Source organism: Stieleria magnilauensis (genome assembly GCA_007753675.1).
GTDB classification, from domain to species: Bacteria; Planctomycetota; Planctomycetia; order Pirellulales; family Pirellulaceae; genus Stieleria; species Stieleria magnilauensis.
Window position 1 is genome coordinate 401,022 of sequence record CP036432.1, and the last position, 14,708, is coordinate 415,729.

Genomic DNA, 14,708 nt, shown 5'->3' on the forward strand with positions numbered 1-14,708 from the left:
ACGGCGCCATGGGAACACTCACGGACGCCAACCACATCACAGTTTCACGCCAGCGGCGTGCCACATCAAAGCTTGGGGTCGCGCCCGCGCACCCCAAGATCCGGTCACATTCAGGCCGCCAACCCCAACGGGGTTGAACAGAACAACACGGTTCGCCCGAATCACCTCGCCATTTGCGCCGTCCGATCGCGCGGCGTCGATTGTTGAACCCCGCTGGGGTTCCTCTCCTTCTGTGCCACCACCCGGGGTGCGCTTCGCGACCCCGGGCTTTGTTGTGGCACCGCTCTGCGGTGTGGCGCCGTTGGCGCGAAGTGTATCTCCCGGCGAGGGTAATCGATTGACATCGACCGAATAGACGCGAGCTCCGCGCTGCTTTTCAAGTCAGTCATTCCTTTCACATCCCTCGCAGCGCGTGGGGATGCGCCTGAAGGCTGGACACCAACGTGTGCGACGTCATTCTCCAAGCTGCTTCCGCAATGCCTTCATTCCCCGATGCAACAGCCCCGCGACGGCGCCGGTCGATTTCCCCAGTTCCGCCGCCACTTCGCTTAACTTCATGCCTTCCAGGTAGTGCAGCCGAACGGCATCGGCCTGGGCTTCGGGAAGCTGGGCGATCGCTTGACTGATCTGAATCACGCTTTCGCCGAACGCGACGTTCTGGCTGGGGGTCGGAGCATCGCCGGCGAGAAGTCCTTCCAGACGCATCGACGAGGCGGCGAGTTTTTGCTCCATCGATTGTTCTCGGCGGATGTCGCGTTTGTCGCGGTGCAGGTCTCGATCCAGGTGGCACAGATGGTGCGCCAGGATCTGTCTCAGCCAAGCCAGCAATTCGCCTTCGGTGGACCCGCGAAACCCCTCGAATCCCTGCACGGCCTGCATCATCGCCTGTTGCACCATGTCGGAAGCCCCGATTTTTGCCTGGTAGGCCCGCCGCATCCGCGTCCGGGCGAGCATCCTCAGGTAGGGTTCGTATTGGGCGACGATCGCGGGGTCGGAAACGTCAATCGGACGAGAGGACGAGAGGGAGTCAGTCATTGGAAAATCCTTGCGTAGGCGGTGCCGACGGGGGATCTGCAGGGGCGTTGGCCTTTCTCACAAAGCGGGGATTGGCCTGCCCCGGCCGAGAATCGTCGGGCACCGATCAAATCTCGCGCCGACTTGAAAGGCAAATTCGGTTAAAACAACGGTTGCAAAGAAATCTTCGCAAATGCGTTTCCACACGGATGAGTACCCAATGGCGCGAGAAGCAGTCTACCAACAATCCGATCCCGCGGTCCCGGGTGATCTTCCGCCGGGAGATCCGCCGGTCGTCGCGTCGGCCAGCGCCGACGGCCCCGACGATCAGGAGAGAAAGCTGCGGCCGCGTCGGCTGGACGAAATGGTCGGCCAGCGCGATGTGATCGAGCGGCTGAAGATTGCGATCGATGCGGCCACCGGACGGGGCGAACCGCTCGGGCACATCCTGTTTGACGGCCCTCCAGGGTTGGGCAAAACGACCTTCGCGACGGTCATCCCCGCCGAAATGGGCACGACGGTGCAGATGGCCAACGGGGCCGGGCTGAGTGCCCCCAAGGATCTGCTCCCCTACCTGACCAACGTCTCGGAAAAGTCGGTGCTGTTCATCGACGAAATCCACCGGGTGCCCAAGGCGGTCGAAGAGTACCTGTACACGGCGATGGAGGATTTTCGGATCGACATCGTGCTCGGCGAAGGGGTCAACGCTCGAACGTTGAACTTTGAACTGCAGCCGTTCACCCTGATCGGCGCGACCACACGCGCCGGCATGCTCAGCGCGCCGCTGCGTGACCGATTCCAGATCCGCGAACACCTGGGCTGGTACAGCGACGACCAGCTCTGTGAACTGGTGATTCGAAACGCCAAAAAGCTGTCCGTCGAGATCGATCAGCCGGCCGCCGGAGAGATCGCTCGCCGAAGTCGTCGGACGCCGCGTTTGGCCAACAATCGATTGCACTGGGTTCGCGATTACGCCCAAATCAAAGCGAAAGGGTCCGTCACGATCGGTGTCGCCCGTGATTCGTTGGACATGATCGGGATCGACAAACTGGGACTGGATAAACAGGATCGAAACTATCTGGAAACCCTGATCCGCGTGTTCGGCGGTGGCCCCAGCGGGCTCGAAGCGATCGCCCACACGATGAACGTCAGCAGCGATACGTTGGAAGACGAAGTCGAACCGTTCCTGTTGCGTAGCGAATTGATCGTTCGAACGCGTCGCGGACGAATGGCGACCAGCAAGGCATTCGAGCACATGAAAATGGCCCCGCCGACCCTCTAAGTGGCGTAAGCTTCCCGCTTGCGATCTGCCAACGATGCTGAAAAAGGAACGTGCCGCGCTGGTGCAGCGGCGACTAGACGAACTCTACCCCGAAACGCCGATTCCGCTCGATCACGGCGATGCGTTCACGTTGCTCGTTGCCGTCTTGTTGAGCGCCCAATGCACCGACAAGAAAGTCAACGAGGTCACTCCGGGACTGTTTCGCGTCGCCGGAACCCCCGAAAAGATGGCGGCGTTGGGGCAAGAGAAGATCCTGGAGATCATTCGTCCGCTGGGGTTGTCCAAGCAAAAAGCCAAAAGTCTCGACGGTCTGTCCAAGATCCTGATCGAAAAACATGCCGGCCAGGTGCCGCAAACGTTCGAGCAGCTGGAGGCGTTGCCCGGCGTCGGTCACAAGACGGCCAGCGTGGTCATGGCCCAGGCGTTCGGGATTCCGGCCTTTCCCGTCGACACGCACATCCACCGCCTCGCCCAGCGCTGGGGACTCTCCAACGGCAAGAATGTGGTCCAAACCGAAACCGATCTGAAGAAATTGTTTCCCCGCGACTCGTGGAACAAGCTGCACCTGCAAATCATCTTCTATGGGAGAGAATTCTGTACCGCGCGGGGCTGTGACGGAACCAGATGCGACCTTTGCCGCGAGCTGTACCCGAACCGAAAAAAGCCGGTCGCGTTGAAAAAGCCGTGACGGCGGGCTCCTCCCCCCGACGGACTTGATCTGAACTGCCACTCGCCTTACACCTATAAACCTATCAAACAGATCTTTCCTCCGTCGACGCATCCAAACATGTCTTCCAATTGGCCCGCCGTCCAAGCCGTTCTCGACAACGCCGACGTCCCCGACATTGTGAAGGGATTGTTTCGGCAACATTACGAAAAACTTTGCTCGGGCACGGAAAGCTTCATCCGTGAAGCAGAAATCCAGCCGGTCTCGGATGTGGTCGACGCGGAAACACTTCCGCCAGCCATGCAAGACGCCGGTCGCGCACGACTCGATTCCGTTGCCGTGTTGAAACTCAACGGCGGACTGGGCACATCGATGGGCTTGGAAGGCCCCAAATCGTTGTTACCCGTGCGTGGCGAAGATTCCTTCCTCAGTTTTATCCTTCGCCAAGCCGAGTTGTTGTCGGTGCCGTTGGTGCTGATGAACAGTTTCTCGACCGCAGAGCAAACCGACGAAGCGATCGCGGCGTTGGGTGACCTTGATGTGGAAGTGATCTCGTTCCTGCAGCATCAGGTTCCCAAAATCGATGCACAGACACTCGAACCCGCCGTGTGGCCGGCCGATCCATCGATGCAGTGGTGCCCTCCCGGTCACGGAGACATTTACGCGGCATTGGTGACCAGTGGCACGCTTGAACGATTGCTCCAAGAAGGCCGGCGCTACTTGTTCGTCTCCAACGCGGACAACCTGGGCGCGACCTTGGACCTGAGCATCTTGGGACACTTCATCGAGAGCGGGAAATCGTTTTTGATGGAGGTCGCCGATCGCACGGCGGCGGACCGTAAAGGCGGTCACTTGGCGCGTCGCGGCGACGGTCAACTGTTGCTGCGTGAGAAAGCCCAATGCCACGGCGACGAAGAAGAACAGTTCCAGGACATCACCAAGCATCGCTACTTCAACACCAACAACCTGTGGATCGATCTAGCAGCTCTGTCGGAATTCCTTGAATCGAACGATGGCGTCGTCTCGCTGCCGACGATCACCAACCGAAAAACGGTCGACCCGAAGAATTCTGCGTCGACGCCGGTCTACCAGCTTGAAACCGCGATGGGCGCCGCGATCGAAGTGCTGCCGGAGACGGATGCCATTCGCGTTCCCCGATCGCGATTCGCCCCGGTCAAAACGACCGGTGACCTGATCGCCGTTCGCTCCGACGCCTATGAAGTCCGCGCGGACTATTCGGTGGGCTTGATCGAGCAGCGAAATGGCGTCCCGCCGAACGTCGCCCTGGACGATCGCTACTTCAAAAAAATCAGCGATCTGGATCAGCGATTTGAAGACACGCCGTCGCTGCGAGGCTGCGAGTCGTTGAACGTCAGTGGAAACCTGAAACTGTCCTCGGGCATCATCATCCAAGGCACAGCAAGTCTGGTCGGTGGAGAAACACCCGCGACGGTCCCCGCAGGAACCTACGAAGGCGAACAGACATTCGCCTGATGGCATGACTTACGCACCCCGTGGCGTACGCTCAATGCCACCTATTCTGGACCCTATCGGGTGGCGCGGTCCCAAAAACCCGGTTTTGGCACGATTTTTGCGCCTGGCAGGTAAGTTTACACTTACTGCCTTTCTGACTGGGAATCGCCATGGTCGACCCGACGACACTCGGTGCCGATGAAGAGTCTCGCTTTGGCAAAGCCAAAGCGTTGCTGGCTGAGCTTCTTGAATTACCCAAACTACAACGGGTCTTTGAAGATCACGATTGTGCCAACGCGCGGATGGTCTATACGCAGGCCCCGACCCTCTGGCTACTCGTTTTACAACGGCTCGAAGGAGGCATCTCACTAACCGATGCCGTCGCAGATTTGCTCAAAAATCATACGGATATTTTGCCTGACAATCGAAGGGTTCAAGAGAATCGCCTTTCCGAAAACAATTCGGCCTACAACGCCGCCAGAAAAAGGATTCCGCTCGCTGTCGTGGAAGAGTTTTCCCATCGAATCTGCGATCACCTTGCTTCCCGCGCTCCCAAAGCCTTTCTCGATCGACGTGTATTCATTATCGATGGGACGACGATCACGCTTCCTCCGACCGAAGCACTTCAGAAAGCGTTCCCGCCGGCGTCCAACCAACACGGAGAGACGGTTTGGCCTATTGCGAGATTGCTGGTCGCAAATGAAATGCAGACCGGGTGCGCGTTGTTGCCGCAAGTCGATCCGATGTACGGAGCGGACAACAAAAGTGAACTTGAGCAAGCCAAGCCGATTATTGAACGACTCCCGAAACGCTCGATCGTTCTGGCTGATAGCGGTTTTGGGATTTTTAATGTCGCCCACCACTGCCAATTACATCATCAAGACTTCGTGCTGCGGCTGACCAAACAGCGATTCAGGTCGTACCGCAAGTCGGCTACGTTGGTCGACCAAGGGGACGGGTACAAGACGTTTCACTTGATTTGGCGGCCGACACCGAAGGACCGCCGAACCAATCTCGATCTTAGTAAAGACACGTCTATCGAAGTCTTTCTCCACCAAATTGAACTTGAAAATGGAGACACGCTGGAGATCGTGACGAGCCTTGAGACGGACGCTCACTCGGCCGCTGCCCTGTACGTTCGTCGCTACGATGTGGAGTTCGATATCCGCGATGTCAAAGTGACGATGGACACAGAAAACATTCGCGCCAAGAGTGTCGACACGGTGATGAAGGAGCTAATGGGATCGATCATCGCTTATAATCTTGTCGCTCAGCTACGCAAACAAGCAGCGAAATTGATTCGAGTTGACCCTCGCGAGCTCAGCTTCACGGGAGTTTGGACGACGTTCAAGCATCATCTGCTACGTGAAAAGCTTACGACCCTGGAGGAATGGAGGCTGGCTTATCACGGCGCTTTGGTGAGCGCAGCGGGCCGCAAACTTCCCAATCGAAAATTGCCTCGCAGCTACCCACGCATAGCCCACCCGCGGCGCCAAAAGACAACGAAATTCCAGAAGTCACTTCGAAGAAAAAAACAGCAGCCCGATGATATACCACCCGAATGACCACAAAGTAGGTGGCATTGGGCGTACGCTTCCCAGTGGCGTAAGCTTCCAGCTTGCGACCCCCGTGCCGCCAGGCACGCCTACTAACCCCCCCTGCCGTCAGGCACGGCTATGTCTGCCCACGGGCCGTCAGGCAGAGCCTGACCTAACGCAAGCTGGAAGCGTACGCCACGGGGGAAGCTCTTACCACTAGTTGGCTTTGTCGACGAAGCCGTTGAGGGTGATTTCAGTGGTTCCCAGGCCGTGTTGGTAACGCGGGTAGAGCAGCTCCTCGGGTAACTTCAAATCATTGAACATGTCATAGGAGGACTGCGCCGATTTCTGCAGCTCCGCGCCGAGAGAGCCGCCTTCTTTGAAGGACACAAAGGACGGCACGCCACCGTACTGCGTTCCCCAGGCGTATTGGTCGCGGTAACGAATCTCCACTTTCTGGATCCACGGCGTGACGGTGTGTTCTTCGGTTTGACTGCCGCCGATGCGTCCGAACGAGGTCAATTGATAGGTGCGTTTTTCTGGTTTTCCCGGACCCGCCGAACCGCTCAAGATGACTTCGGAACTCGGGTCTTCGCGAAAACCGCGCGCCGCAGCGGCGCGTCGCAGCCCTTGTGCGATCCGGGAATCGCCGCTTGCTTCGATGCGAACGCCCAGTCCGGGTTTGAGCATCACGAGCGAGTTGGGATCGACTTTTTTCATCAATTCGATTGCGTCTTGGTGGGGCACCGTCGCGGTTCCGACCAGCGCGTGTGCCTGGCCGGAAACATTCGTGGTGGCGGCGACCAGCATCTGTCGCCCCAGCATCTGGCGATCTGCAATCGAGACGCCTTTGCCGACGTAGTTCCAGACGACCAGCTTCAGTCCCGTGCTGTAGATCTGGGAACCGGCGGAGATCCAACCGCCGGACAACAGGGTGATCGGTGTTCCCGGCCCGACCGCCAGACCGCCTTGTCGAAGCGTTTGGGGTTGGCCGCCGTCGAACAAATCCCAGATTGAAATTTCGCTGCCGCTGACCGTCAACAGGTGTCGGCCGTCTTGGCTGAAACCAACACCGCTGCCGTAGGTTCGCCCGCCACCGCGATAAGCCAATTGTCGGCCGCCATCGATTTCAAACACGCCAACGCCGCCGCTGTTGTCCATCACCGCAAAGAACTCGCCGCTGGGATGCAGGTAAAAACGATTCTCGTACACGCCGGAGATGGAGTACACGATTTCTCGCGTGGCAAAATCGTACAGAGAAACCGAGGCGTCGTTGCCCAGCAATAAACGACTGCCGCCGATCAGTTTGGCCATGTACTGCGAGCTTCGCCCGAACGACCCTTTCGATTCCGGGATCTCCCAACTGGCTTCCGCCCGTGCCGTGGTTTCGCCGACGCCGACACGATAGGTGCAGAATTGAATCGGTTGGCTCCAATACCCGCCGACCTGAACACTCAACAAGCGCGATTGCTCTGCCGAATAGTCAACGATCCGCTCGTCATCGAGAAACACGGGGCCTTCGACCACCGCTTTCGTTTTCGGGCTGGCCCAGTACAACCGCGTTTCGCCACCGCTGCGACTGCTGTTCTTGGAGAACGCGCCCACGGCAACCCACTGGTCTTCACCGCCGACGGGAATGGCCGCCGAAACGGAATCGCTTTTCGAGATTGCGAATCCGGTTCCACCGGTTCCGAAGACGGGTTGAGTCGTCGCGGAGGCGGAGATGACGAGTTGCTCTAAATCCGGCGCCTGGGCGGAAACTTCAAACTCCTGACGCGGCGATTGGAAATCAAAGTTTCTCGGTCGCGGCGTGATGATCGGCGTCTCGGCAAGCAGCCGACGCAAGGTCGGATTCAACTTGGCGATTTCGACGCGTGAGTCTGTGCCATCTTCCTTTCGAATCGTGACATGGGTTTCGTCGCGGCTGATGAACCGGGCGATCACGGTGAAGCTGCCGGATGCATCGGACCACTCGCGCCAGCGGCCTTCGCCATTGGGAAAACGAATGTCGGTCAGCTTGATTCGTTCGGTCAGATCGCGATTGTAGCGCTTGAACTGTGCCTCGACTTCGCCCGGAAGCACCTTGGTGACGACCGCGTCGTACCATTGGAACCAATACTTGACTTGAATCTGATCCCCCTCACGCACCGGGTTGGCGCCATCGAGTTTGTTTTCTTCGCCCGTGATCGGCGTCTTGGCCAACAGGCTGCGCAAATTCGGTGATAGAAGTTCGATGGGAATCGTGACGTCCGAACCGTCTTCCTTACGGATCGTGACCTTGTCTTGAGTGCGTGAAATGTAGCGTGCGACGACCTTGAATTTCTCGGAGGCATCCGTCCAAAGTCGCCAACGACCTTCGCCGTTTGGAAAGCGGATTTCCGCGAGGGGAAACGTACCTTCTTTCTTAAGCGTCCCGTAGTCGTAGGCCACTTCCACCTGTCCGGGCAGAACGCGCTTGACCACGCCGGGGTACCACTTGGAGAAGTACTGGATTTCGATTTGATCGCCGACGCGAACCGGATTGGCGCCGTCGATCATGTTTTCGTTTCCGGTCACCGGGACCTTGAGCACCTGCTTTCGCAGATCGGACGCAAGTTTGTCGATCGGAATCGTCAGTTCCGAACCGTCGGCCTTGCGGATCTTGACTTCGGTTTCGGTGCGCGAGACGTAGCGTGCTTCGACGCTGAACTTGCCGGAACTGTCTTTCCAGACCATCCACGCTCCTTCTCCGTTGGGAAAACGCGTGTCTTCCAATTTGAACTCGCCACTGGTCATCCGCCCGCCGCGATCGTATTCGACCGTGACGATGCCCGCGGAATAGGACTGCACGGTTGCGGGGTACCAAGTCCGAAACCACTGGACTTCGACCTCGTCACCGACGCGGACCGGTGTGATCGTGTCGGAGGGACGTTGGGCGTGCAGCGTCCCACCGGACAAGCAAAGCAGCAGGAAACAAAAGGACGCGTGCAGAGCAACCCTGGAACTGATCGGTCTCATCGGATGAAGCAGTGCGGTCGGGAGAGAATAGGGGGGATCGTTCGCTTCGAACCACCGGGGGTGATGGCACTAAGATAGCGGAATCAAGCCGATGGTTCCCTGACGCCGCCTGGCTAGCGGCAATTCTTTTGCCTTGTTCCCGGGCTGCTGCGTCCTGGCCGCCATCGGCGCGCCGGCAGAGTCGCCGCGGATGGCAAGCAGGATGCTTGCCCCACTCCATCATTCTGCTCCGAATCATCAGGGCAGGGTGACTGAGTAGAGAGGTAGGAAGATTTTGGAGGTAGGAAGATGGGCTAAATCGAAGGGATGGCGCGATTCATCCTATCCTGACCCAAAAAATCTGCTTACCGATTTTCTGCAGCGGCGAAAAACGGGACGCTTGAAACGAGGTCACAGACGGAGCTTCACGTTACCAGTCGGCCAGCGGGCCGGTGCTGCCGTCGGTCGCGTATTTGTACTGAGCGTTACAAAACGAGTCCGTCATGCCGGCAAGGTATTCGCCGACGACGGTTTCAATCGGATGTGATTCACAGCGGCGGCGAAATCGCAGCGGCAATCGTGAAGGATCGTGCCGCAACACTTCAAACATGTCCTGCAATCGATGATAGGCCGCACGGCGGACGGGAATCAGCCGCGGATGGCGGTACACCGCTTCGAACAAAAACGATTCCAACTCGGCCCGTTCCCGCGCCAACTGATCGCTGTGCCCCAGTCGCAATCCGGCATCGCGGACTTCCGAGACGCTTTGGCCCTGGAACTCCACGACGCGCTCGGTGGCTTCGCTTAAAAAGTCGGTCACTTGCAGATCGATCAGCTCGTGAACCAACAGCTGACGTTCTTCGCGAAGTCGATCGGTGCCATGTTTTTCACGAACCAATTCCATCGCACGTCGGACAATCGACAGCTCCATCAACTCGTGCATCGACAACAATCCCATTTGCAGGGCGTCGTCGACGTCGTGGGCGTCATAGGCCATCGAGTCCGCTGCGTCGACGAGTTGGACCTCCAGCAGCGGGCTACGGCCGACGGCGGCTTCTGCCTTGTGGGCCCGCACGTCTTGTCCGTCCAAAATCTCCCATGACAAATTCAGTCCCGGAAATTTTGCATAGCGCTGTTCAAGTTGCTCGACGATGACGAGGGCAAACCCGTTATGGGAGAACCCGCCGACCGGCTGCATGCATTCACTCAACGCGTCTTCGCCGCAATGTCCAAACGGCGGGTGCCCGATGTCATGGACCAGCGCCAGGGCCTCCGTCAGGTCTTCGTTGAGCCGCAGCACACGCGAGATCGTGCGTGCGATCGAGGCGACTTCGAAGGTATGGGTCAGCCGCGTGCGATGGTAGATCCCCATCTCGCCGGTGAACACCTGCATCTTTCCCGACAACCGCCGAAAGGCACTGCTGTGCAGAATTCGATCACGGTCCCGCGCGAAGGGGCCTCGATAGGGATGATCGGGTTCCGCATGCCGGCGCCCCCGAGTGTCTCGGCTGCGCATCGCGAAACTGGCGAGCAGCATGTGCTCGCGGTCGTCATATCGCCGAGTGTCCAGCATCGTTGGGATCAAGAAATTCCGTTCCAGTGGGCGCCGTTTCGCGTCTGGTTTTCCAGGGGGTTAACGGAGTGTAGGTCATCGCTAGAGCTGCAATCCTAGTGAACCGTGCAAATCTCGCCCACACCAATGTGTCGAGTCCCCGGAATCGCATGGTAACATAGAGGGTCTGAAGTCGAATTCCACCGTCCCTGAAGGACCTTCCGCTTGGATTTCCAGCCCTTTTCCGTCACCTGCGTGACCTGTTCTAGCCGGTTGCGCGTCAGCCGCCCGGAACTGGTCGGCAGCATCGTGAGCTGTCCCAAGTGCCAGTCGATGGTTCAGTTGGCGCCGCCGAAGACGGATCCGGCGGGCCCCGCTCCGATCGCGGTGGGAACCCATCTGGTTGACAGTGATGCCTTGACGGAGGACTCGATCGGCCAGGCGGACGGGCCGGATTCGGATGCACCGCCGACGCAACCCGCCAGCGGATTTGCCGAGCCGCCGCCAATCGTCACGTCGGATCCGACGCGCTCCCAGCCCTCTCGGGATCCCGCTACCTCCGCCGAACCGGCCGCTTCGCAACCTGTCGCGCCGCCACCGGATTGGCACAGTCAAAAAAATGCCCGGTCGCGGCGCATCGCGATGCTGGTCGCCGTCGTTCTGGCGAGCGTGGTTTCCGCGTCCGTCCTGTTCGCCGTCTTCCGCCGCAGCCGATCCGGAACCGCACAAACACAAACCCAGGCACAAACCCAGACGCCCGACGCCGCCGTGGCCGAAGCGGAAGCGAGCCCGTCGCAATCGACGCCTGACGGGACAGCATCGGCAGACGACACCGACGACGGGAGCAGCGACGGTGACGCGGATGTCGATGAAACCGCAGAGGCGCCGACCGTGTCCGTCGTTGACGAACCGCCGGGCAACCCCGGCGATGCAGTGGCGGAGGTGGCTCCGGTCAACAGCACGCCGTCGATCGAAAACGCCGCCCCGCCGAGTGACCTGTTGACCGACAGTCCGCTGCTGTCGGCCAGCCCGTTGGACGGGATGGCCCCGCTGCCCGCTGCACCCCTGCAGACGCCCCCGCTCGGTGACGCTCCTGATCCGACCGACGAGACCGGCACGCTGACGGAATTGCCCAAAGAACTTCAGGGGCTGCTCAACGGGCTCGGCGGAATCGGTCGGCCGCAATTCACCGAAACGCAACCGGCCCCGGAAACCATCGACGAAATCCAATTGGATCGTGCCGCCGAGGTGGACGTTGATTTGGAAGTCGCACTGGATCCGAGAGATGAAGCAAACATGCGACAAGCCCTCGGCCTGACCGTGGCGATGCAGACTTCCGATCCGAACGGTTATCCGCTGAACGATTTGATGTTGCTGCTCAGCCAACTCAGCGGCGTGCCGATCGAAGTCGAATGGGTCTCCTTTGACATCGTCGGCATCCCGATCAACTCGCGCGTCCCGCTGCCCAAGGGATGGCCAACGGTGGAAGACATTTTGACGGCGGTGTGCGCGGCGACCGATTGCACGTTCGACAAGAAAGCCCGCACGATCACGCTGCGTCCGACCGACGAAAAATTCAATCAAGCCGTCGCCGATTTGTTGGATCTGAGTGATCTGGCGCCTGAAAGTGATTCCGCCGTCACCGTCGCCCGCGCATTGCTGGGACAGACCGAGGGGGATCCTGCCAAGGTGACGATTCCGATCGAAGGTGGGCCGGCCCAATTGGCGGTGTTTGTTTGTGAGGCGATCCGACGGGCACGCGGCGCCCCGGGCAAACTGCCCGATGCGATTTTTGCCAGATGGGGCGGGACGTATGACGATCAAGTCAACGCGTGGCCGAAGCTACAAGCCGGTGTCTCGGGCCCGCCGCGAATCCAAGCAGCGACCTTCGCTGCCCTGGTTCGGCAAATCGCAAAACTCAACGGCGCGACCTGCTATGTCAACTGGCAGGACGCCGCACGTCGCGATCTGAACCCGACCGACAAGCGGATGCCGCGAACCGGCGAAGGGGTTTCCGCTGCCGCTACGATGAAACAGCTACTTGAGCCCGAAGACATGCTGGCGCGCGTGGTCGATGCCGAACATTGGTGGATCGGATCGGACGCATCGCTCGATCGGTTTCCCGTCGTGATTTGGTTTGACGATGCCGCGGGTGCCCAAGAGACGCAGCAGCGCGTGGGCATGGTGCTGCAAGGTGCCGCGGTGAACGAGCAGATCATCGGTGCGGTGGCGGTCGATCCGAAAAGCCAAAAATGTGTCGCCATCTTGCCCCGTTTTCTGCTGCGGCAATTACCCCGCATGCTCGACAACGCGCTGTAGCAAACGACGATCGGGCGCGAAGTGAATCGTCGGTCGGATTGACATCCGCCCTGGCGGGGCTCGCCGACAACTGGACATTTCTTAAATGCGGCCCACCGAAACGTGGTGTAGATTCCGATAACGCGGGTTCGCATTGTTGTCGCGGCCGTGAACCGAGCCCCCGGTAAAGCTTCCCGGTACGACTTCCCAGTACAATTTTTTTGTGCGACCTTTTGTACGACGTTGAATTGAGATGAAAATCCTCGCCCCCTTGGCCGTGTTGTCATTCGCAAGTTTGATTTATTTGGCGGCGTCGTCCGATTTCAACCTCACCATGCGTTCCGATTCGTCAAGTGCTGTGGACGGATCGGGAATGGAAATCGAGCAGTCGGCCGCGGACGCATCAGGACAGGACGCTTTCGATCCGAATTCGGCTTCGGGTTCGGCCCCGCAGTTGGTGCTGATGAAATTCGGTGCCCCGTGGTGCCCGCCCTGCCGGATGATCGACAAAGAGCTTCGCAAGCTGGGGCGGACCAGTCTGCCGGTTGAAATCCGCAAGATCAACGTCGACGAGCGACCCGAGATGGCTGAACGGTATGGCGTCAACAGCATTCCGCGATTGATCTTGCTGCAAGACGGTCGCAAGATCGGCGACGCGGTGGGCTACCAATCGGCCGACGAACTGGCCGAATGGATCAACGAGAACGCTTCGCCAGAAGCCCTGGCGGGGAAAAAGCGAACGTCCAAATCATCGGTGGTTCAGGCCAACCCGTTCTTCGAGTGATCTCCCTCGCCCGGATTCATGATCCGGAATTGCAGAGCCCCGTCGTCGGTGAGAGCGTCCCGCATTGGACGTCGCCGTGCCGCTTCTCCGGATTTTGCCGATCGGCGACGCGAGAGAGCGTAAATGCGGCCAGATTCGAACCGCTCGCGTTTGAATCGAGTAGACAGACCCGAACCTGACGTGGACAATGGGTAGATTGTTGGGTTGCCGAATTCCACGTCACGCTTTTCGTTCGTTGCCTCCATGCCGATTCAAATCAAATGCCAGTGCGGGAAAGCTCTCGCGGTAAAAGATCAATTCGCAGGTAAAGCGGTCAAATGTCCCGCTTGTGGGCAGGGGATCAAGGTTCCGGCGGCGTCTGCCCAAAAAGTCGCCGCTCCAAACGTCGCTGCCTCAAACATCACTGCGCCGTCGGCCCAGGCGGTCGGTACGACCGCGGCCGGCAATCCGATGAACGACTTGTTCGACGAGGAAGGGTTCGGCACCAACATCGCCGCGGTCTGCCCATCCTGTGGGGCGGCCATGGGGGCCGACGCGATCCTGTGCACCAAGTGTGGTTTCAACAAAACCACCGGTGAATCGGTGCGAGGTCACCTGACACCCGGCGTCGATATCTCGACCGGGACGCTGGCACTGCAGAAAGCTGCCGAAGACATGCGGCGTGCGGACAAGATGCAAAAGGACATGACCGAGCGCGCCGGAATGCCTTGGTGGATGCTCGGCTTGATCCTGTTCATTCTGTGCAGTGCGACGGGATTGGCGGTGATGGCCGTCATGTCGGCCAATCGCACGACGGGGCAAGACAACTTCAACCCGATGCAGACCTTTCTGCAACTGGCCGGATCGGCCTGTGCTCTGGTGGCCTTTGGCGCCTTGGTCAAGCTGATCGTCGAAGGGTTCAAGGAGGACAAGAAAGTCGGTTTCCTGTGTTGCACCATTGTCTATTTGATCTACTTCGTGTTCCAAAAACCGAAGTCGCGGATCGGTGCGTTTTTGGTCATGGTCATCCTTGGCGGGATCGCCGGCGCCCTGTTTGCCAAGAGCCAACAGGTGTAGCGGCATGCGGTGCATGCCCCCGCAACGCCGGATGCAACGTTTTCGGGCTGGACGACGCCACGGATTCT

At 59.2% G+C, this 14,708-nt stretch carries 10 protein-coding genes; 7 read left to right on the forward strand and 3 right to left on the reverse strand.

Annotated elements, in window-relative coordinates:
• Positions 1-453: 453 nt before the first annotated feature.
• The gene (locus TBK1r_RS01565) at positions 454-1,035 is read right to left on the reverse strand and encodes a sigma-70 family RNA polymerase sigma factor (protein WP_145207214.1); all 582 of its coding nucleotides are present in this window, start codon (positions 1,033-1,035) and stop codon (positions 454-456) included.
• 199 nt (positions 1,036-1,234) lie between these two features.
• On the opposite strand from TBK1r_RS01565, the gene ruvB reads away from it, so the two are divergent.
• The 4 genes from ruvB (at position 1,235) to TBK1r_RS01585 (ending at position 6,001) form a co-directional block, all read left to right on the forward strand.
• Positions 1,235-2,296: a Holliday junction branch migration DNA helicase RuvB gene (gene ruvB, locus TBK1r_RS01570; protein ID WP_145207215.1), complete on the forward strand. Its 1,062-nt coding sequence runs from the start codon at positions 1,235-1,237 to the stop codon at positions 2,294-2,296.
• A 34-nt stretch (positions 2,297-2,330) separates the two neighbouring features.
• Entirely contained in the window at positions 2,331-2,984 is a 654-nt protein-coding gene (gene nth / locus TBK1r_RS01575; RefSeq protein ID WP_145207216.1) for an endonuclease III, read from the forward strand.
• A 99-nt stretch (positions 2,985-3,083) separates the two neighbouring features.
• Positions 3,084-4,457: a UTP--glucose-1-phosphate uridylyltransferase gene (locus tag TBK1r_RS01580; RefSeq protein WP_145207217.1), complete on the forward strand. Its 1,374-nt coding sequence runs from the start codon at positions 3,084-3,086 to the stop codon at positions 4,455-4,457.
• 149 nt (positions 4,458-4,606) lie between these two features.
• Positions 4,607-6,001: an IS4 family transposase gene (locus tag TBK1r_RS01585; RefSeq protein WP_145207138.1), complete on the forward strand. Its 1,395-nt coding sequence runs from the start codon at positions 4,607-4,609 to the stop codon at positions 5,999-6,001.
• A 189-nt stretch (positions 6,002-6,190) separates the two neighbouring features.
• On the opposite strand, the gene TBK1r_RS01590 is transcribed toward TBK1r_RS01585, so the two are convergent.
• Positions 6,191-8,971: an SHD1 domain-containing protein gene (locus TBK1r_RS01590; protein ID WP_145207218.1), complete on the reverse strand. Its 2,781-nt coding sequence runs from the start codon at positions 8,969-8,971 to the stop codon at positions 6,191-6,193.
• A gap of 409 nt (positions 8,972-9,380) precedes the next feature.
• Positions 9,381-10,523: a dGTP triphosphohydrolase gene (dgt, locus tag TBK1r_RS01595; protein ID WP_145207219.1), complete on the reverse strand. Its 1,143-nt coding sequence runs from the start codon at positions 10,521-10,523 to the stop codon at positions 9,381-9,383.
• 204 nt (positions 10,524-10,727) lie between these two features.
• Here dgt and TBK1r_RS01600 point away from each other — a divergent pair, with 204 nt between their 5' ends.
• From TBK1r_RS01600 to TBK1r_RS01610, 3 genes are all read left to right on the forward strand, one after another.
• A complete protein-coding gene (locus TBK1r_RS01600; protein WP_145207220.1) occupies positions 10,728-12,821 on the forward strand; it encodes a hypothetical protein in 2,094 nt (697 codons plus the stop codon).
• A 232-nt stretch (positions 12,822-13,053) separates the two neighbouring features.
• A complete protein-coding gene (locus TBK1r_RS01605; RefSeq protein ID WP_419580858.1) occupies positions 13,054-13,584 on the forward strand; it encodes a thioredoxin family protein in 531 nt (176 codons plus the stop codon).
• A 243-nt stretch (positions 13,585-13,827) separates the two neighbouring features.
• Positions 13,828-14,640: a hypothetical protein gene (locus TBK1r_RS01610; protein WP_145207221.1), complete on the forward strand. Its 813-nt coding sequence runs from the start codon at positions 13,828-13,830 to the stop codon at positions 14,638-14,640.
• Positions 14,641-14,708: the final 68 nt, after the last annotated feature.